20 protein-coding genes are annotated in these 18436 nt (G+C 43.6%); 12 read left to right on the top strand and 8 right to left on the bottom strand.

Annotated elements, in window-relative coordinates:
- Positions 1–37 precede the first annotated feature (37 nt).
- The 4 genes from RE476_RS09450 to RE476_RS09435 form a co-directional block, all read right to left on the bottom strand.
- Positions 38–421: a translation initiation factor IF-5A gene (locus tag RE476_RS09450; RefSeq protein ID WP_309307398.1), complete on the bottom strand. Its 384-nt coding sequence runs from the start codon at positions 419–421 to the stop codon at positions 38–40.
- Between the two features lie 159 nt (positions 422–580).
- Entirely contained in the window at positions 581–2290 is a 1710-nt protein-coding gene (locus RE476_RS09445) for an aldehyde ferredoxin oxidoreductase family protein (protein ID WP_309307397.1), read from the bottom strand.
- Positions 2291–2327: 37 nt separating this feature from the next.
- Positions 2328–2702, bottom strand: coding sequence for a methylated-DNA--[protein]-cysteine S-methyltransferase (locus tag RE476_RS09440; protein ID WP_309307396.1), 375 nt, complete (start codon positions 2700–2702; stop codon positions 2328–2330).
- Positions 2692–3408: a matrixin family metalloprotease gene (locus RE476_RS09435; protein ID WP_309307395.1), complete on the bottom strand. Its 717-nt coding sequence runs from the start codon at positions 3406–3408 to the stop codon at positions 2692–2694. The genes RE476_RS09440 and RE476_RS09435 overlap by 11 nt, the downstream gene beginning before the upstream one ends.
- Before the next feature lie 113 nt (positions 3409–3521).
- Between RE476_RS09435 and RE476_RS09430 the strand changes: the two genes are divergently transcribed.
- The 9 genes from RE476_RS09430 to RE476_RS09390 all read left to right on the top strand — a co-directional run bounded on the left by RE476_RS09430 (position 3522) and on the right by RE476_RS09390 (position 11962).
- Entirely contained in the window at positions 3522–4340 is an 819-nt protein-coding gene (locus RE476_RS09430; protein ID WP_309307394.1) for an HAD family hydrolase, read from the top strand.
- Between the two features lie 248 nt (positions 4341–4588).
- On the top strand, positions 4589–6202 hold the full coding sequence (atwA, locus tag RE476_RS09425; protein WP_309307393.1) for a methyl coenzyme M reductase system, component A2: 1614 nt from the start codon (positions 4589–4591) through the stop codon (positions 6200–6202).
- A gap of 41 nt (positions 6203–6243) precedes the next feature.
- Positions 6244–7779 (top strand): methyl-coenzyme M reductase-associated protein Mmp3, encoded by a 1536-nt coding sequence (gene mmp3 / locus RE476_RS09420; protein WP_309309591.1) that lies wholly within the window; start codon positions 6244–6246, stop codon positions 7777–7779.
- A gap of 2 nt (positions 7780–7781) precedes the next feature.
- Complete coding sequence (locus RE476_RS09415) at positions 7782–8216, top strand: methanogenesis marker 6 protein (protein WP_309307392.1); 435 nt, start codon at positions 7782–7784, stop codon at positions 8214–8216.
- A 9-nt stretch (positions 8217–8225) separates the two neighbouring features.
- On the top strand, positions 8226–8687 hold the full coding sequence (locus RE476_RS09410) for a methanogenesis marker 5 protein (RefSeq protein WP_309307391.1): 462 nt from the start codon (positions 8226–8228) through the stop codon (positions 8685–8687).
- The gene (locus tag RE476_RS09405; RefSeq protein ID WP_309307390.1) at positions 8684–9925 is read left to right on the top strand and encodes a methanogenesis marker 15 protein; all 1242 of its coding nucleotides are present in this window, start codon (positions 8684–8686) and stop codon (positions 9923–9925) included. The genes RE476_RS09410 and RE476_RS09405 overlap by 4 nt, the downstream gene beginning before the upstream one ends.
- A 5-nt stretch (positions 9926–9930) precedes the next feature.
- Positions 9931–10527, top strand: coding sequence for a methanogenesis marker 17 protein (locus RE476_RS09400; RefSeq protein ID WP_309307389.1), 597 nt, complete (start codon positions 9931–9933; stop codon positions 10525–10527).
- Positions 10527–11465 carry a methanogenesis marker 7 protein gene (locus tag RE476_RS09395; protein ID WP_309307388.1) on the top strand — a complete coding sequence of 313 codons (939 nt, stop codon included), beginning with the start codon at positions 10527–10529 and terminating at the stop codon, positions 11463–11465. Before RE476_RS09400 ends, RE476_RS09395 begins: the two co-directional genes overlap by 1 nt.
- 32 nt (positions 11466–11497) lie before the next feature.
- Positions 11498–11962 (top strand): carboxymuconolactone decarboxylase family protein, encoded by a 465-nt coding sequence (locus RE476_RS09390; protein WP_309307387.1) that lies wholly within the window; start codon positions 11498–11500, stop codon positions 11960–11962.
- A 9-nt stretch (positions 11963–11971) separates the two neighbouring features.
- On the opposite strand, the gene RE476_RS09385 is transcribed toward RE476_RS09390, so the two are convergent.
- On the bottom strand, positions 11972–12895 hold the full coding sequence (locus RE476_RS09385; protein WP_309307386.1) for a presenilin family intramembrane aspartyl protease PSH: 924 nt from the start codon (positions 12893–12895) through the stop codon (positions 11972–11974).
- Between the two features lie 141 nt (positions 12896–13036).
- Between RE476_RS09385 and RE476_RS09380 the strand changes: the two genes are divergently transcribed.
- From RE476_RS09380 to fen, 3 genes are all read left to right on the top strand, one after another.
- Complete coding sequence (locus tag RE476_RS09380) at positions 13037–13360, top strand: hypothetical protein (RefSeq protein ID WP_309307385.1); 324 nt, start codon at positions 13037–13039, stop codon at positions 13358–13360.
- Positions 13361–13470: 110 nt separating this feature from the next.
- On the top strand, positions 13471–13785 hold the full coding sequence (locus tag RE476_RS09375) for a hypothetical protein (RefSeq protein ID WP_309307384.1): 315 nt from the start codon (positions 13471–13473) through the stop codon (positions 13783–13785).
- A gap of 33 nt (positions 13786–13818) precedes the next feature.
- The gene (fen, locus tag RE476_RS09370; protein WP_309307383.1) at positions 13819–14835 is read left to right on the top strand and encodes a flap endonuclease-1; all 1017 of its coding nucleotides are present in this window, start codon (positions 13819–13821) and stop codon (positions 14833–14835) included.
- A 5-nt stretch (positions 14836–14840) separates the two neighbouring features.
- Here fen and gpmI read toward each other — a convergent pair whose 3' ends face one another.
- From gpmI to RE476_RS09355, 3 genes are all read right to left on the bottom strand, one after another.
- The gene (gpmI, locus tag RE476_RS09365) at positions 14841–16388 is read right to left on the bottom strand and encodes a 2,3-bisphosphoglycerate-independent phosphoglycerate mutase (RefSeq protein WP_309307381.1); all 1548 of its coding nucleotides are present in this window, start codon (positions 16386–16388) and stop codon (positions 14841–14843) included.
- Between the two features lie 47 nt (positions 16389–16435).
- Complete coding sequence (locus RE476_RS09360; RefSeq protein WP_309307380.1) at positions 16436–17881, bottom strand: MATE family efflux transporter; 1446 nt, start codon at positions 17879–17881, stop codon at positions 16436–16438.
- Positions 17882–18009: 128 nt separating this feature from the next.
- Complete coding sequence (locus RE476_RS09355) at positions 18010–18339, bottom strand: hypothetical protein (protein WP_309307379.1); 330 nt, start codon at positions 18337–18339, stop codon at positions 18010–18012.
- Between the last annotated feature and the right edge of the window lie 97 nt (positions 18340–18436).

Below are 18436 nucleotides of genomic sequence, written 5' to 3'. Positions count from 1 at the left end.
TAAAAACTGAAAAAGAGAAAAAGGATCAGAGATATGATTATCTCAGATCGAATTTCATTTTGCCCATTGCGGTCAGGAATGAAACTTCTTCTCCTTCCTTTATTCTTTCCTTGTACTCATCAGGGATCTTCATCTCGAATGTTGAGAAGTCGCCCATGTCCATGAGCTGTGCAATGTCGCCTGAAATGGAAAGTACCTGTGCGTTCTTTCTCTCTACAACTGGGACGTAGATCTTATCAGAAACAGGACCTACAATAGATCTCTTCTGGTTGTCAAAAAGCCCGATAACATCGATTCTTGCTTTTGCTGATCCGTGTTTTCCTGGCTTTGACTTTGAAATGCTCTTGATGACACAGGGTTCATCATCAACAATGGCGTATTTACCCTCTTTTAGTTCTTTGACTTCAACTTGTATTTTCACTTAAAATCCTCCATAATCGTAACAATTATTTATGAGCTTAAAAGGTATATGGGTATAATTCTTAATGCTATATATGAACTTAACCTTTGATTCCGCATAAATTGGGGTTAATTATAGCAAATAACTAGAATATAAATGTATTTTATTATTTTTCTTTTATCATCTGTCTATCACAATGTTCAATTCCCTCAGTTTTGCCTCACTGGGTATACCAGCATCGTCCCAATCTCTGAAGTGATAGTAATCTGATATGCCTTTTTTGAATTCTTCCCGGTCTATCCCGTCCACACCAAAGAATCTTTCAGGTAGCGTGTCGTCTTTTTGCGTAAACCCTGCTTTAATGTTGAAGAGCCTTTCAAGGTTGAATACCCTCTCTCCTGCAAGCAACATATTCTCGGCAGAGTATTTTTCCCCGGTCACATGACTGAGCAGTGCAGCAAGTTCAACCTCCCCCATAGCAAGCATGGAGAATGGACACATCACCAGTGAATCTATTACTGCAGTAAGATTCTGGAAATGCCGGACAAGGGCTGCCTTTCCATTGAAAGAACTCCTGTCAAGCAGTACAGGCTTTCCCATTATCTCAGGGCCCACCATAAAAGCGCTAAGATGCGATCCTCCGGTGTTTGATGTCGCATAGGCTATGGCCATGCCTGCCATTTCCCTTGGATCATATCCTGGAAGTTCCATTCCTTTGACTGCTGTGCTATATTCTTCTTTATCCACGGAGCAGAGGTAGGTGTGCGAGCCTTTACAGACATCATGCCTGCCATTTCCAATTTCCAGGATGATTCCTTTTACTTCATCCATTTTCATCCATGGATTGACTTCCATGTATGCCGCAATGGATGCACCACAGGACAGCGGATCCAGTCCGTAATCAAAACAGAGACTATCCATTTCCCGGATAAGTTCCAGGTCATCGTTTCCAATGTTCGGTCCGAAAGCCCAGATAGAATCATAATCGGGGATAGGTTTACCATCCTCTGCAGTTCTCCTGCATCCGATGGGGCATGCATAACAGGGTGCCTGATTTATTTTGTATTTCCTGCTGATGGCCTCGCCTGAGAGTTTCCCTGCCCCGGAGAAATTCCTTTCACTGAAATTGAGTGCAGGAAGGGTTCCCATATAGTCCAGAAGGTCAGTAAACACAGAACTGCCGTATTTTTCAAGTCCCTTGGATGCGGGTGGATTTGCCACAAGCAGTTTCTTTGTCTTTTCAACAGCTTCTCCGAAGGCATCAGGGTTAGCTACCTGAACAATGTTCGTTCCTTTCACAACGATTGCCTTGAGGTTCTTTGAGCCTGCCACCGCACCATGCCCTCCACGTCCGCTGGAATATATGCGGTCATTGACCATATTTGCCATGCTGACAAGCTTTTCTCCTGCTCTGCCTATACAGGCAACCTTTCCCTTCGTTTCAAGTAATGCAGTGGTTTCTGCGGTATTCTTTCCCCACAGATGTTCGGCAGGCAGTATCTCAAGTTCCTCATCGAAGATGTTGAGATAAACAGGTTTCTCCGCCTTTCCCTTGATGACAAGGGCATCAATGCCTGCAAATTTCAGTTCCGCTCCGAAATATCCTCCTGCATTGGAGCTGAATATAGTGGATGTAAGGGGAGATTTGCATGTAATAGTAAAATGTCCTGACATTGGAGCAGATGTGCCTGTAAGTGGTCCGGTGGTGAATATTAAGGGATTGTCGGGACTTAAAGGGTCCACAGCCGGGTCTGCAAAATCTTCCATGAGCCTGCATCCGAGTCCGCGACCACCTATGAATTGTTCTGCATATGACTTCTTCGTCTTTGATTCTGTGACCGAGTTGTTCCCAAGGTCTACGATTACCGTCCTTCCTGTCCATCCAAACATTTTCTTCACCTGAAGCTATTTTATCCTATGAAACTAACTATCTTTTCCTTTCTTTTTTATAGTTAGCTTCCATCTCCAACATTCTCCTCTTAAGTTCAACCTTCTCGCCACAGGTTTCCCCGCAAAAACCACCTATTCCTGAAGCTGAGACTACACGGTGACAGGGTATGATTATGGGATACGGGTTTTTGGCAACAGCACCACCAACAGCTCTTGCAGCACCCTCGCTTCCGATGCGGCAGGCAAGTTCCTGATAACTTCTGGTTTCACCGTAGGGTATATTTCTCACTTCTTCCAGTACTTTGCGCTGGAATTCCGTAAGTTCGGAGAGGTCAACCTCATAATCTGAAAAATCTATTACTTCCCCTGCAAAGTATCTCAAAATGGCCTGGAAGATGGTCCTATCTGTCATTTTTCTTCTCGCTGAAAATCTCCTCTTCAAGCTCTTTTCTCTTTTTCTTGTAGTGAAGCCAGCCGGTGCTGTGGTATGAAATCACAACGATTGCCGCAATTACAAGAAGCAGAAGCAAGGGCCATGTGGAATGTAGAAGCAGAGGATTGATGTCCTCTCCGGGATCATATGTGGGGAACATAATGTCGTTTTTGTCATTGCTGTGCCCAAGTCCAAGAGCATGTCCCAGCTCATGTGTTGCTATGTCCTGCATGGAAGCATCTCCGTATTGGACCCATGAATATCCCTGGTAATTTCCGGTCTCCAGTACCACATCAGCACGTTCAAACTGACCGTTCACCTCGTATGGTCTTGTAAATCCGGCAACACCGTTCTCAATACCGGCATCCTCTTCAAGGTTCTCTACCCACATTATCAGGATGTCAGCATTATCAACATCGACGATTTCAAAAACCGGCTGATATTCCAGTTGTCCGTTTCCGCCGTTTTCCCAGTACTCCAGTGCATTCTCCACATCTGTCCTGTAGCTTGGGCTGTAATGCTCGGGAACGTTATTTTCGTCTATATAAACAGTGATCGGACTGTGGTCCCAGGGTTGTGGGTTCAGGATCAATATGTCTGTGTCCGAACTGTTAATGTTCTCTGAGACAAAAGCCAGTGCAATGAGTATTATCAGTACAATTATCATCCGGTTTATTCTGGTCATGGGCGCTTAGTCTGAAAATTAGAGTTGCTAGCATATTAGTCATTTGGCACTTCAACTGTCTTTACCTGAACGTCTATGACCAGACGTATATTTGATAAGCACAATCAGGATTTATGGAAAAACGTGTTGCTGTTGTCTTTGACAGTGCCGGTACACTGTTGCATATGTATCGTGTTGCAAAGGAAATGAGTACCGGTTCTATTCTTGAGGATATACAGTCTACGCTCCTTGTGGCAGAAAAAGCCAACAGGGCGCTTGTCATTCTGCGCACAAGCTTTGAAGATCTCTGGCAATGTGATCCTGATATGGAATTGCATGATTTCATTGATATGTATAATATCGATCTTGGTATCAGTTGTTCAAGCAGTCCATTCCAGATGGATGATATTTATGGAATTATAAGGCAGAATGGGACAAAGGTGAGTGATGTCAATGAAGTCCTATCCATTGTAAAGGGGCGTTGTCCAAATGTTTTTTACCTTGCAGCAGGACTGGTTGTGGATTCAGGGGAAAACATTGTGCCTTATGTTCTGAGCACGGGCGGTCAGATGTATTCTAAAACATCTGCCGCGATAACACATTTGAGGGAGCTAGGGGCTGATATCTACATTGCCTCCGGGGATGACGAGCAGAATCTCAGAAGACTTGCCTCCTCTCTGGCTATTCCTATGAAAGATGTTTTTGCAGTTGCCACAACGTACGATAAAGAGAACATAGTCAGGAATCTCAAGGAAAGCTATGATTTTGTTTTCATGGTGGGGGACGGAATGAATGATATTCTTGCTTTAAGGGCGGCTGATATGGGTATTCTCACATCCCAGCAGGGGGATGAAAGGCCGCAGGTTCTCATGGATGCAGCAGACGTTATCATAGGCAATATCATCGATGTAGTCAACATCGTAAAAAATGTAAACGCTCCTCTCACTTTGTAAAATCACAATCAGTATAAGGTTTTTCGAAGTTAACAGTGCGAAGTAGATGCGTTACGTTTATGTATTGAGTTCAATAATCCATCAGTAATTCTTAAAAAAAATCACTAAAAGTTTGTATCAGGTCTGCATGGGTTCCAACAGAACTAGTTTTGTATGTAATCTACAAAACCGTTAAGTAATTTGAATAGATATGCATATCATTAATTAGGTGTCATGAATCCTATGCACCCCTGGACGGAGGTAATCAAATGGCATTGTTCATTGAAGTCAAAAACCTGACACTTGAATTTGATGGTGTCAAAGTTCTCAAAAATATAAACCTGACCATCAACGAAGGAGAAGTTCTCGGTATCCTTGGACGAAGCGGTTCAGGCAAAACAGTATTGATGCACGTCCTGCGTGGTGTTGAAGAGTATGAAGGTATCAGCGGTGAGGTAATCTACCATCTCGCAAGATGCGATAAATGTGGACATATCGAACCGCCGGGAAAGGCTGGAAATGAATGTCCGGATTGTGGCAAGGATACCCTCAAGCCTTTTGAAGCAGATTTCATAAAACTATCACTTCACGATCCTGCAAGACGCGAGATCACCAAGAGAATCGCTATCATGTTACAGCGCACTTTTGCTCTCTATGGTGATGACAGGGTCATTACAAATGTAGTAAATTCTCTTACGGAAATAGGTGTCAATAGTGAAACAGCTCTATCCCGTGCTGTAGAACTCCTGGAACAGGTACAGCTTTCACACCGTATGATGCACGTTGCCCGCGACCTTAGCGGTGGCGAGAAACAGAGGGTAGTACTTGCCCGTCAACTTGTAAGGGATCCAATGCTTCTTATTGCCGATGAGCCAACCGGTACGCTTGATCCCCGAACTGCAGATGTCGTTCATAATGTTATTGCAAAGGCTGTTAAGGATTACAATATGACCATGGTCATTACCTCACACTGGTCTGAGGTTGTGGAAGACCTGGCTGACAAAGCCATCATTCTTGAGGATGGGGCAATTGTAAAAGAAGGTTCTGCGTCAGAGGTTGCAAAAGAGTTCATGCAGCTTATCTGTTCTGTGGAAAAGAAATGTGATGTCGTTGTTGGTGACCCTCTTATCAAGGTAGATAACCTTGTCAAGAAATACATCTCTGTGTCCAGGGGTGTTGTTTATGCCGTTAATGATGTCTCTTTTGATGTGAAAGAAGGTGAGATATTCGGCCTTGCAGGTACCAGTGGTGCAGGAAAGACCACGACATCTGAAGTTCTCATGGGTATTGTGCAACCTACAAGCGGAGAGATACAGGTACGTGTCGGAGACGAATGGATCGACATGAAAAAACCAGGTCCTGAATGCAGGGGACGCGCAGTCAAGTACATGGGCATACTGCATCAGGAATATGGACTTTACACTCACAGGACGATAATTGATAATCTAACAGAATCAATAGGTATTGATCTTCCATACGAACTTGCCGTTAGGAAGGCTATCAATACTCTGGTAGCAACCGGATTCACGGATGAGAAGGCAAAATCTATATTATCAAAGATGTCAGATGAGATTAGTGAAGGTGAAAGGCACAGGGTTGCGCTGGCTCAGATATTGATGAAGGAACCAAATATCATTATAATGGATGAACCAACCGGAACAATGGACCCGTTCACAAAGAAAGAAGTCACAAAATCAATTCTGGAAGCTCGCGATAAGATGGGTGACACCTTTGTCATTGTCTCACATGATATGGATTTCCTGGAAGAGATATGTGATCGTGTAGCTCTTATGAGAAACGGTAAAATAGTCAGTGTAGGAGAGCCAGCTGCTGTTCTTGCAGAGCTTACTGACGAAGAACGTATGGAAGCAGCAGCACCATGATATTTTGAAAGGTTACGGAGGAGTTTGGCACGAGTGGCGAAATAACGGTAGAGATCAATGGACAGGAACTTAAATTATCAGAAGGTTCAACTCTTGAAGAAGCCATCAAGGTGTCAAACGCACCTTATAAGAAAGGAACAGCAATTGGAATACTTATTGAAAAAGAGGATTTGAAGTCACAGGCTTCTGTTGAATACCTTGTGAAAACATCCAAAGGTGAGTTCAAAATAGAGCTTAAGGATGACTCCTCTCTTTCTTCTAAAAGATGGGTATCCCTTTTTAAGGATTTTAATGATATTCCAGTTCGCTGGACGAGTAAAGATGCTCTGGCATTCGGACCGTTCAGCACGGATATGGAACCTGTACGTGGCAGTACTGATATGGACAGGTTCACTTTGCTTTTCGGTGCAGGTGGCGGCGATGCTGCAAACACCCACATCATCATAAGCAAGACAAGGCATGCATCAGAATATGGTGCTCCTGAAGACGGTACATTTGCACGGCTCATAAGCGGAAAACATGTTCTGTCTGGCCTTGACAGGAGTGACCGAATACTCTCAATAGAACCTGTGATCGAATGGGAGAAGGCAGGAGAACACATTTCTACCACAGACCTTTCGCTCAAGCTCGAAAGTGGTTCAAAAATATTCACATATGTTGAGATTGAGATCGACCCCCTGGCTCCCGAAGGTGCAGAGTTTTTCTTTGCTGTGACAAAGAATGGTGTTTTCGACATTGATTTCGTTTCAAGCTCTTTTATATCCGATCATCGCTTCCAGGGTGAACTGGTAGCTTACGAAAATTTTGAATCCCGATCAACAGGCTCTGTTTTTGTCAGGACCGTTGGATATGGTGCAGGGAAACTATACATTTCCACGGATGATCGCACATCATCTATAATGCATTCTGTCATAGGCCATGTCACGAAGGGTATTGAACTTGCCAGGATGGCACAGAGTGGCCAGAAGATAATGGTGGAATCCATTCCTGAGCCTATAATGTTGCTTGGTATGACCAATAAGGATGCTGAAGAGGAAATGAGTGCTCTTGGCATTGAGATTTCCAGGGAAGGTTATACTGAAGATACAGGTTTCATTGTCAATCAAACACCTGCAACAACGATTGGTATTATGCAGGAAGGAAAGGTCACCGTGCAGGGCGTGAATCCTGAAATGCTTGTGACCATCGAACTTTATGATGATCTTGCTCCAAAAACACTTGACTTCTTCAGACATACTGTAGGTCTCCAGTATAATCCGGTTGGCGTACTCCCTGTAATGATGACCTACGAGAATACTTATATTTTCAAATCCGAGAAACCGGCTGAGACATATAAAGAACTCTTGCCTGAGAATACTCCTAAAAAGACTATATCAGGTGAGGTCGGTGTCACGAACCAGGCTGCAAAACGAGCCGGTATGATAGGTGTCAAGACATCTGATGACGATCTTTTCGGACCGACAGGAGAAAGGTTTGCGAACACTAATATCATCGGAAAGATACTTGAAATAGATAAACTCAAACATTTCAAGGACGGAGATGTCATGTATGTCCTGGAAAGCATCAAGGAGGAATGAAAATGGCCGAAGATAATGAAGATGTCATAACAAAACTCGTTGTCACAGGTTCAGACAGCGTGTTGCCAATTGATGCTGCCATGCAGATATACGAATCTAATACTGATATTGTCATAAAAGAAACATGTTTTGGAACCATGGTCACAGGCCCCCGGGTTGCTGTGGACAAAGTGGTAAAAGAGGTTGTGGACCTCGATAAGAATCATATATTTGTTAAAGAGAGAGGTTTCCCCCCCGGAGATGAAAGGCGCTGTCGTGCTTCCCGCGGTGGCGGGGCAAGGCCTGGTTTCTACTTCCTGAAGGAAGAGTCAATGATGCTTCCGATGATCGGAAAAGCCCTTGATAAATATGACAAACAAGTTCCTCTCAAGGAAACCGAACACAAGAAACGTCTTGGAGTGAAAGATCTTCAGGATATAATCGAATCCACCCAATGAGGCAATACAATGGCAAAAGTTATCATATACCCTACAAACAGTCTGATCCTTTCTGACCTGGTCCAGAGGTTCGGCCACACACCCATTGCAATGATGGAAAAGATCAAGGAAAAGATATCAACTGTTGGTGTAGATTCACCTCCCCTGAACATCACCGCAGAAGAACCAAAACTTGGACTGAAATATGCTGCTGTGGAAGTTCCGGCAGGTGTCAGGGGCAGGATGGCTATAGTAGGTCCCATGATCGAGCAGGCAGATGCCGGTATCATTGTTGGTGAGAGTCCTATGGCATTTGGTTGTATGGGATGTGCCCGTACCAACGAGCTTACAAAATACCTCATAAGGGATCGTGACATGCCACTCCTTGAGCTCGATTTCCCGGAATCTGATGATGAGGGTCAGGATTTTGTGTACAAGATCGCTGAGTTCCTGAAATCATTACCTGAAAAGACTGAGGAGGCTACAGAATGAGCGAGGAGGCTGTTGTAAAAGTAGCACTTGTGTCATGTGGCTCCGAATATGCAGGTGTTCAAGGGGAACTTGATTCAGTTGCAGCGAGTGTTAATGCCAAACTGATCTATCCTGAGATAGATGTAAATGTGCTTGATACCATCGGAAAGGATTTTGGTCTGGAGGCTGCAAGTCCTGACCTTCGTCTTCTAATGGCAAGAGCCAAGGCTGTCGTGGATGGTATCTCGGATGTCGATGGCGTATTCATTACATCATGTTTCAGGTGTGCTGAGGCGGCCATCGTCAGGAATGAAGTTCGTCGCTACATTAACAAATATTCTACTCTCCCTGTCATAAGTTATTCTTTTACAGAGCGTACAACGGCAGCAACCCTGCTGACCCGTATGGAAGCTCTTACTACTATCGCAAGACGCAGGCATCTTCTTGCAAGGGAAAAGCAAAGCGGACTTACTGCAGGCATTGACTCCGGTTCAACTACCACAAAGGCGGTCATCATGAGGGACAATGAGATCATAGGTTCAGGATGGGTGCCTACTATCAAGGTAATTGACAGTGCGACTGAAGCTTTTGATAAGGCCCTTGAAGAAGCCGGTGTTAAAAAGGAAGATATCCAGGCGATAGGTACCACAGGATACGGTCGTTTCCTGATAGGGGAGCACTTCAATGCCCAACTCATTCAGGAAGAGATCACTGTTAACTCAAAGGGTGCTGTCTATCTTGCAGGTAAACAGAAAGGTTCTGCAACTGTTATTGACATAGGCGGAATGGACAACAAGGCTATATCTGTGGAAGATGGGATTCCCGGAATGTTCACCATGGGTGGTATCTGTGCAGGAGCTTCCGGACGTTTCCTTGATATGACTGCAAAAAGGCTTGGTGTGGATATCACTGAGCTTGGTTCACTTGCTGTGAAGGGTATGCAGGACAAGGTCGATATGAACAGTTATTGTATCGTTTTCGGTATCCAATCACTTGTTAACTCTCTTGCAAAGGGTGCAACTACTGAGGATGTTGCAGCTGCTGCGTGTCACAGTGTGGTGGAGCAGATATTCGAACAGCAGCTCCAGGAAGTTGATGTAAAGGAACCACTGATCCTTGTAGGCGGTTCATCTCTGATAGAGGGTGTTCCAAAGGCTCTTGGTGAGTTGCTTAAGATCAATGTCCTTGTTCCTCCAAATTCCCACCTTATAGGTGCGGTAGGAAGTGCTTTACTGGCATCAGGGTATCTGGAGGAGTAATTCTTATGGAAGCTCTTGAGACTTTCATTGTAGAGTCCACCGTTCAGGAGGAGGGTGAGGCATACAGGAGCATAGTCTCTGATATCATTACAGAACTGGTACTTGGTGGTGCTATCGGAAGGATAAAGGTTGTTATAAGGCCGGAAGATTCACTTTACCAGATGGCCATTATTTTAAGGGGCAGCCAACCAACTGTGAAAGTGTCTGATATTGGAAGCGTCGAAAGTGGTAACATAGCAAAAAAAGAGGTAAGGATCTCGATAACCGAGGAAAAATACCTGCCGGAACTGCTTGACCTGCTATGGGCGAGGTATGGACGCACAAAGGTCTACCAGCCTGAAAGAAATACACTGATCATCAATGCTGAAGATACAGATACTGAGATACAGTTCCTGACAGATATGGTGGTTGCAGACCCCCGCAGGACACTCCAGTCAAGACTGGTGGAAATGGCTATAAGATCAACACCTGAAGGGTTCAGGGTGCGCTACCATTCAATGGATAGCCATAAGTTCGTCTTCGTGGCAAGTGAGGATACCCTAAAACCCGAATGGATACAGGAAGCGCATCAGATGGTCACAGAACTCATGGAGGAAAAATAATGGCAGCGATACTGGAGCCATACATCTATGAGGGTGGTATACACAAGCACTCTCTGATCACAGAACTTCTGGAGGACCTTGGAGGCTATCTGATTCAGAAAGTCCCTGCAGCCACAGAGGTCACACTTGTCATGCTGATACCCAGGGATGATGTCCATCTCATCGAAGAGCTGGGAAAGAAACTTCTGGGTAAACTCACCCGTGCACCGCTTACGGGTACGGAGATAGCCGTAGTATCGCCTACACTTGCATCCCATCATCTTCCGCACTCTGCATGTGATGTCGCGGAATATCTGCGCAGAGGTGGCGCTAACACGAATATGATAGGGCTTGCAAGAGGTATGGGTAGAAGGGTTTCTCTTTCTGATAATTACGAAAGGAAACTTATCAATGAACATGATCTTGCAGTTTTTTCCTTTGGTACCTTCAGTGATTGTATAAAGAACAAGAAACCAAAGTTACTGGAAGGCGTAACCGTTCCCAAGATTGTAGCAGGAGGACCTCGCGACCTTAAGACCGAAGATGTTGCAAATGCTGACCTGTACATCGGTGGTATCGGCAGGGTCGCTCATCGCATGAGGAAAAGCGGTGAACTGGACTCACTTGATGTTATGACAGAGAAGGTTGTTGAAGTAGTGGAAAAGATGCGTGAGGATATTGCAAAGGACCCTCTTGCCGTACTGCCTGCAAGGGTCATGAAAGAGATCCATGAGCAGATCCCTGACATATTCAATGTGCTTTCACCTGCTCCGGTGACGCTTCAACTTGACGGATTGCGTGTAAAGCTTCCATATGAGGAGTTCCGCGAAAAAGTTGAGAACCTTGAGTTCGATGAGGGGTTAAAACTGTCTGATATGGCTGTTATCACCCAATCAAAGATGAAAAATTATATATTGGTCAAGATCAAACGAGAATCTGAAGTAGGATTTACTGCTTGATATCCTGGCTATTATCAATTCATGTGGTTATTATGGATCTAAAAAGAATAAAAGAAATTCTCGACAAGGAACCTGAAGAGGCAGTTGAAGATATTCTGGCAGATGTCGAGAAACGATATGGTGAAATTCCTTACATAATCAACTTCATGAAGGATATGCCGGAACTTTTCATATCACGCATGATCTATGAGAACAGTGTCATGCGCGAGTTCAAACGCATGGATCCTAAGACTGTGGAACTTATATGCATAGCTGTGGCTTCTGCTCTGAGATGTGAACACTGCATGAAGACCCATGTGAGAGTTGCTAAGAGACTTGGTGTTTCCAAAGAAGAGATATTCGATTCTATTCTGATAGCAAGTACCATCTCAACAGCTGCTGTCCTTGCTGAGGGCACACGTTCTGTGGATGCAGAGTTCAGTGAATCCGGTGCGGGAATTTCCAGTTCAAATTGCGCTATATGCAATATTAATTCTGAGCTTCCAGAAGAGGATTAAAAAAAGAAGTTAATAAAAGGGTGAGCCTGAGACAAGGACACCCACGATATATCCCAGTATCACGCCACTGTTCAGGAATGGTAATCCTGCCTGTGGTTTTCCTTTCATTACAAGTATGCTCAGTGCTACAAATCCTATGATCGTTCCTATCATTGCACCGAGAGCAGGGTATGATATGAATCCTATGAAGTTCATCGCTTCATACTTTTGAACCAGGAAGACGTTTGCAGATACTACCAGTATGGTTGGCATTATGGCATCCCCAAGTCCCATGAAGAAAGCCTCTCTCTCCTTTCCATCCTCTTTTTTGAATGAGTCCTCGATAAATGAGTATTTCAGGTGTTTTGGGATTACGAAAAGTATTGGTAAGCGGAGGTCCATGACTCCTTCTGCAAGATCTATCATGTGCTTTGTCTTGTAAACGGATATTGCATCATATATTGCAAGCAATGACAGAAGTACAATTACCGGGAGGATGGATAATGAAATTCCGAAAATGGCGCTGGCTCCTGCTCCAATTATAAGTCCTATGGTGTTGATGACATACCATTCCGGGAATTTGTAGAGCAGTACTGTAAGGACGGCTGCTACCAGGCCGGATACGACATTGTTTGTCATTATTGACACATCTACAAGGGACAGCAAAGCGTAGAACACATAGTACATGGTCGCTCCCACTGCAAGTAGTATGGTGAGCTGTATTATCCATTGCATGTTCCTTTTAATTGCCATCAGCAACAGGAAAGTGAATACAAGGATGACTCCTATGTAGTAGATGCTGTTTGCAGTCGAATCCGGATCTTCAAAAGCCTGCATATCGTTTGCACTCATAGGTGTAGCCAAAAGTAGTGCTGTAATCTGTACTACCAATATTATGCCTGCCATCACAAGCATCGGCGCATAATCTTTAAAACCTGTCTTTTCAGAACTCAAAACTGCAACTCCAAATATATAAATAACCGACTATTATTTAAATATATTAAATGTTTATTCCCTATTTAACACATTCTCTTTTAAAAAATAGAGTTAAATAATATAAATATCAAAAGCCCATATTAGTAATGAGGGAACAGAATGGAAATCAGGGAAATAATATTTTCAGTTGTAATGGTTGTATCTTCCTTTGTATTAACCTATGAATGGCTTGGAAGATTTAAGTACAGTCCGGCAAATGCCTTGATCATACTGTCAGCTATGGTTATGGTGGGAGCACTGGCTGGTATGATCCTGTTGGTTGACATGCGTCTTCGTAAGATAGACCATATGCTTGAGGCAAAGGAACGTTCTTTAAGAATAAATATCCAGAGTGTGGAGAACAACCTGGATTCCAGAGTAAATGAGGTTCTTTTGAGAATGGATGAGATACAATCTTCCATGGACAGAACGAGATATAGGTGATATTTGTTTGTATATTTATATTTACAATGCCATGCCACATCCCGAAAACCATATTAACTAGGCTGTAGTAGAATAATGAGAAATATTTTCCATCTATAAGAGGTGCGTATATGCGCATTAATTTAGAACCAATAGGTATTATAAAAAAAGCAGGGAAATGTTCCGAGATTCTCATCTATTCTGATTTTGAGCAGCTTGTAAAGAACATGATGTCAAAGTTAGGCAAGAACGATGATGATCAGCATAGTCTCGTGATCATTCATAAAAATAAAGATCTGAATGACCTTCACCAGGTGAGGGTTACTAAGACACATTTTATTGAGAGGGTAGGAAATATCCTCAAAGTAGGAAAGATAGATGCAAATGATGATTCCGTCATTGACGTAAGGCTCGAATGCAACGGACTCATAACAAGTGAAGCCTGAATCGGGCTTTTACTGACTTAAATATGATATTATATGGGTGTTGATATAGGAGATCTCCTTCAGAGGAGCACGATCGAGGTATCTGACCTTTCATTAGATATAGTAGCGATAGACGCTTTTAACACGCTTTACCAATTCTTAAGTATTATCCGGCAGAGAGATGGCACCCCACTCAAGGATTCGCAGGGTAATGTCACATCACATCTGTCCGGCATCCTCTACAGGATGACCAACATTGTAGAAGCAGGAGTGAAACCTGTTTTTGTTTTTGATGGTAAGCCTCCTGAGTGGAAATCATCCACCATCCAGAAACGCACCGAAACCCGTGAGAATGCAAAGGTCAAATGGGCGGACGCAAAGGAAAAGGGGCTTGCAGAAGAGGCATATAAGTATGCTCAAGCATCTTCAAAGGTTGATGCAACTATTGTTGAGGATTCAAAGAAACTACTCACTGCCATGGGTATTCCTTTTGTGGATGCTCCGTCAGAAGGTGAGGCACAGGCAGCTTATATGGTGAAAAAAGGTGATGCTGATAAGATTGCATCACAGGATTATGACTCTTTGCTTTTCGGTTCTCCGCTGGTTGTCAGGAACCTTACGGTATCCGGTAAAAGAAAACTGCCGAAGAAGAACATCTATCTGGATGTAAAACCTGAAATTATCAATCTCAAGGAAAGCCTGGATGAGCTTGGAATAAGCCATTCCCAGCTTATCGATATCGCTCTTTGTGTGGGTACTGACTATAATGAGGGACTTGAGGGCGTCGGTCCCAAAACAGCCCTTAAACTCATCAGGGAACATGAGACCATAGAAAAGGTACTGAAGGCAAAGGATCTGGAGATTCCTAACCTTGAGGACATCAAGGAGTTCTTCAAATCTCCTGATGTGACTGATGATTACTCTCTGAAATGGAATAAACCGGATTCAGAAGCAGTAATCTCTTTCCTCTGCGGAAAACATGATTTTTCAGAGGACAGGGTTACAAAGGCTCTGGAACGCCTCGAAGCTTCATCCGGAAGCGGCCAGAGCACTCTTGATAAGTGGTTCTAGTCCTGTTAATCCTGTTTCTTAATAAGTGATATTCCTGTCATCTGTTCAGGCTTCTCTATTCCAAGTATATCCAGCATTGTAGGAGCTATATCTGAAAGTTTTCCATCCTGTAATGCTATTCCTTCCTGACCGCTTACCAGGAGGCACTTCACAGGATTGGATGTATGTGCAGTATGTGGCTTTCCTGTGTTGTAATCTATCATTTTTTCCGCGTTACCGTGATCTGCTGTAATTATGGCAGCACCACCTTTTTCCAGGATAGCATCGACGATCTTTCCTACACACTCATCAATGGTCTCGACAGCTTTCACAGCCGCTTCGACGATGCCTGTATGTCCTACCATGTCCATGTTGGCAAAATTAAGGATAATTGCCGCATAATCGTCATCGAGTATTTTCTTGACCAGCTCATCGGTTACTTCATAGGCACTCATTTCAGGTTTAAGATCGTAGGTAGCAACATCTGGTGATGGTATGAGACATCTGTCCTCTCCAGCATTCGGTTCTTCCACGCCACCGTTGAAGAAAAAGGTCACATGTGCATACTTTTCAGTCTCAGCTATACGGAGCTGTTTCTTGTTGTGTTTGCTCAGTACCTCTCCAAGAGTGTTTTCAAAACTCTCGGCAGGGAATGCTATTGGAACATCGAGTTTCTCATCGTACTCTGCCATACATACATAATGCACTTCAGGTTTTACCTTTCTTTCAAAGCCATCAAAATCCCTGTCAACAAGTGCGTATGTCATCTGTCTTGCTCTGTCAGGACGGAAGTTGAAGAAAATAACAGCATCTTTGTCTTTTATTGTTGCAACGGGTTTGCCTTCATTATCTGTGATGACGGTTGGTTTGACGAATTCATCATTCTCACCTCTTTCATATGCCCGGCTGACAGCTGATACAGCATCCTCTGCAAAGATTCCATCACCACTTGTGAGTGCATTGTATGCGAGTTCTGTACGTTCCCAGCGTTTGTCACGGTCCATTGCATAATACCTGCCACAAACTGTTGCGGTCTTTGCTATACCTGTGCTGTGACAGAATTCTTCGTGAGTTTTCATATCCTCAAGAGCAGTCTGCGGTGGAACATCTCTTCCATCCAGGAATGCGTGGATGTAGACATTTGCGACTCCTTCTTTTTTTGCCATTTCCACAAGGGCTCTCATGTGGTCTATATGACTGTGCACTCCACCATATGAGAACAGTCCCATAAGGTGCAACGAGGAGCCATTCTTCTTTACATGCTCCATTGCTTCAAGGAAAACCGGGTTTTCGAAAAATGAACCGTCTTTTATGGATTTGTTGATACGTGTAAGGTCCTGGTAAACGATCCTGCCTGCACCAATGTTAAGGTGCCCTACTTCTGAGTTACCCATCTGTCCTTCGGGAAGTCCGACACCTTCTCCGGAAACCTCGACAAAACAGGAAGGATATTTTTCAGATAAAGAATCAAGCACCGGGGTTCTTGCAGCCAGAACTGCGTTTCCCTGCTCTTCATGGGTGTGTCCCCAGCCATCCAGTATCATCAGTAAAAGAGGTCCTTTTTCATGTAACATGGGTTCAGAATTGTTCTGATGGTTTTTAAATGCGTTGTATTATGATTTCAGGATGATTTGATATTCTCACCCATTATTGTCAGTATTTTGAACTCCTTTATTACCATCACAAGAGTGAGTAAGAATGCAAGGCTATCTGATAATGGAAATGCCATCCATACGCCAGTCAGCTGGAAGAAATGCGGAAGTATTATTACAAGAGGTATCAGGAACAATAACTGTCGGCTCATGGCCAATAAAAAGGATGGACGTGCTTTTCCGATAGCTTGGTAGAGGGATGCACCGACTACCTGAAAACCTACAAGAGGGAGTGCCATTACCATTATGCGTGTTGCATACTTGCCGGATGATATCAGTTGCTGGTCAGTGGTGAATATACTGAACAATTGTTCCGGGAATACTAGAAGCAGTATGAATCCCAGGATTGCCATTGTGGTTGTGACAAACATTGAGAGTTTCACTGATTCTATTACCCTGGTAAAGTTCTTTGCACCATAGTTGAATCCGACTATCGGCTGCAATCCCTGTACGATTCCGTACATTGGCATAAAAGTGAACATGAATAAACGGTTAACAACACCAAAGACCGCTATTGCAACATCTCCTCCGCCATAGACCAGAAGAACATTGTTCAAAACAATTACCATAAGGCTGCTTGATGCATTCCTTGCAAGAGGTCCCATTCCAATTGAAATGCTTTCCCGGGCGATATCCCATTTAGGCATCAGATTTTTTGTATGGAATCGCAGGCTGGAATTGCCAGATGCAAAATACCATACGATGAATAAGGCTCCTGTGACCTGAGCAAGAACCGTTGCAATGGCTGCTCCTTTCACTCCCAGTCCAAAACCGTACATGTACAGGGGTTCGATGACAATTCCCAGTTTATCGGCGAGAAAATTGAATTCTATATATCCTGAGTTGAAGATGAAAAAAGGGTCAAGTATGATGTTAACAAGGGCTGATACCAGCATGGTATACATTGCAACTTTAGCGTTCCCTTCTGCACGCACAACGTTGTTCATTGCAAGTGCGAACATGAAGAATATAGCTCCGTAGAGTATCACGCTGAGGTATTCTGTGGCGTATGGCAGAATTGTGTCAGTAGCCCCGAACAACCGTAGAATGGGTGTGATGAATATGCTTCCGGCTATGCAGATGACTGCACTTGTTATCAGGACAAGGGATAGCACGTTTCCCATTACATTTTCAGCTCTATCTATATTTCTCTCGCCAAGACTTCGCGAGATAATAGAAGAACCGCCAATACCAATGGCAAGCGCGATGGACATGACGATCATCATAATAGGGAATGCAACTGCAATTCCTGCGATACCCTGTACGCTGTTCTCTCCGAGTGCCTGTCCTACAAAAACGGTATCTACCAGGTTATACAGAGCCTGGACTAACATTCCAATTGTGGCGGGTGCAGATAGTTTGAAAAGGAGCTTGCCTATGCTTTCATCAGCCAAGAGTCTACTTCGTTCGTGCAAATCAGGTGCCTTCTTTCCTGGCAAACAGGATGGAACTAATAGACTTGATCGATGTATTTATCCCTTTTCTTCCGATGGATCTGAAATGCAGTTTTCCAGATTATTTGAAAGATTCCCTGCCTTCTGAACTATGCTGTTCTTATATGCTTTAGCATCAGGTTGAACAGAAGCAAGAGGTTTGTTTCAAAAAAGATGATCTCACTGTTACTTCTATCCTTTCTGCTTGCATTAAGCAGGGTGAACTCAAGGTCCTTTTCTGCTTCCAGACGTATTCTTGAATATGGGTCAGGACTTTCCCGTCTTTCAATCGATATGGTCTTTGCAACTGTAAAAGGATCCAGGTATTTATTGACCCAGCAATTCAGTTCTTTTCTGTATCTTGCAGTGAGTGCCATGTTCTTTATTCTTAGAAGCGCACTCTGCTTGTTGTCTTCATAGTATGTGATCCAATCCGACATTCTATTACCCCTTTCATTTTACCCAAAATGATTAAACAAATCCCATGTATTAATTTGTCAGTTCAGTAATATTAAATATCTCCGAAACAATATTTCT

It is taken from the genome of Methanolobus mangrovi, assembly GCF_031312535.1.
GTDB lineage: Archaea > Halobacteriota > Methanosarcinia > Methanosarcinales > Methanosarcinaceae > Methanolobus > Methanolobus mangrovi.
Note: the sequence above shows the minus strand (reverse complement) of the source record. Positions and strands in the feature narration are given on the sequence as shown.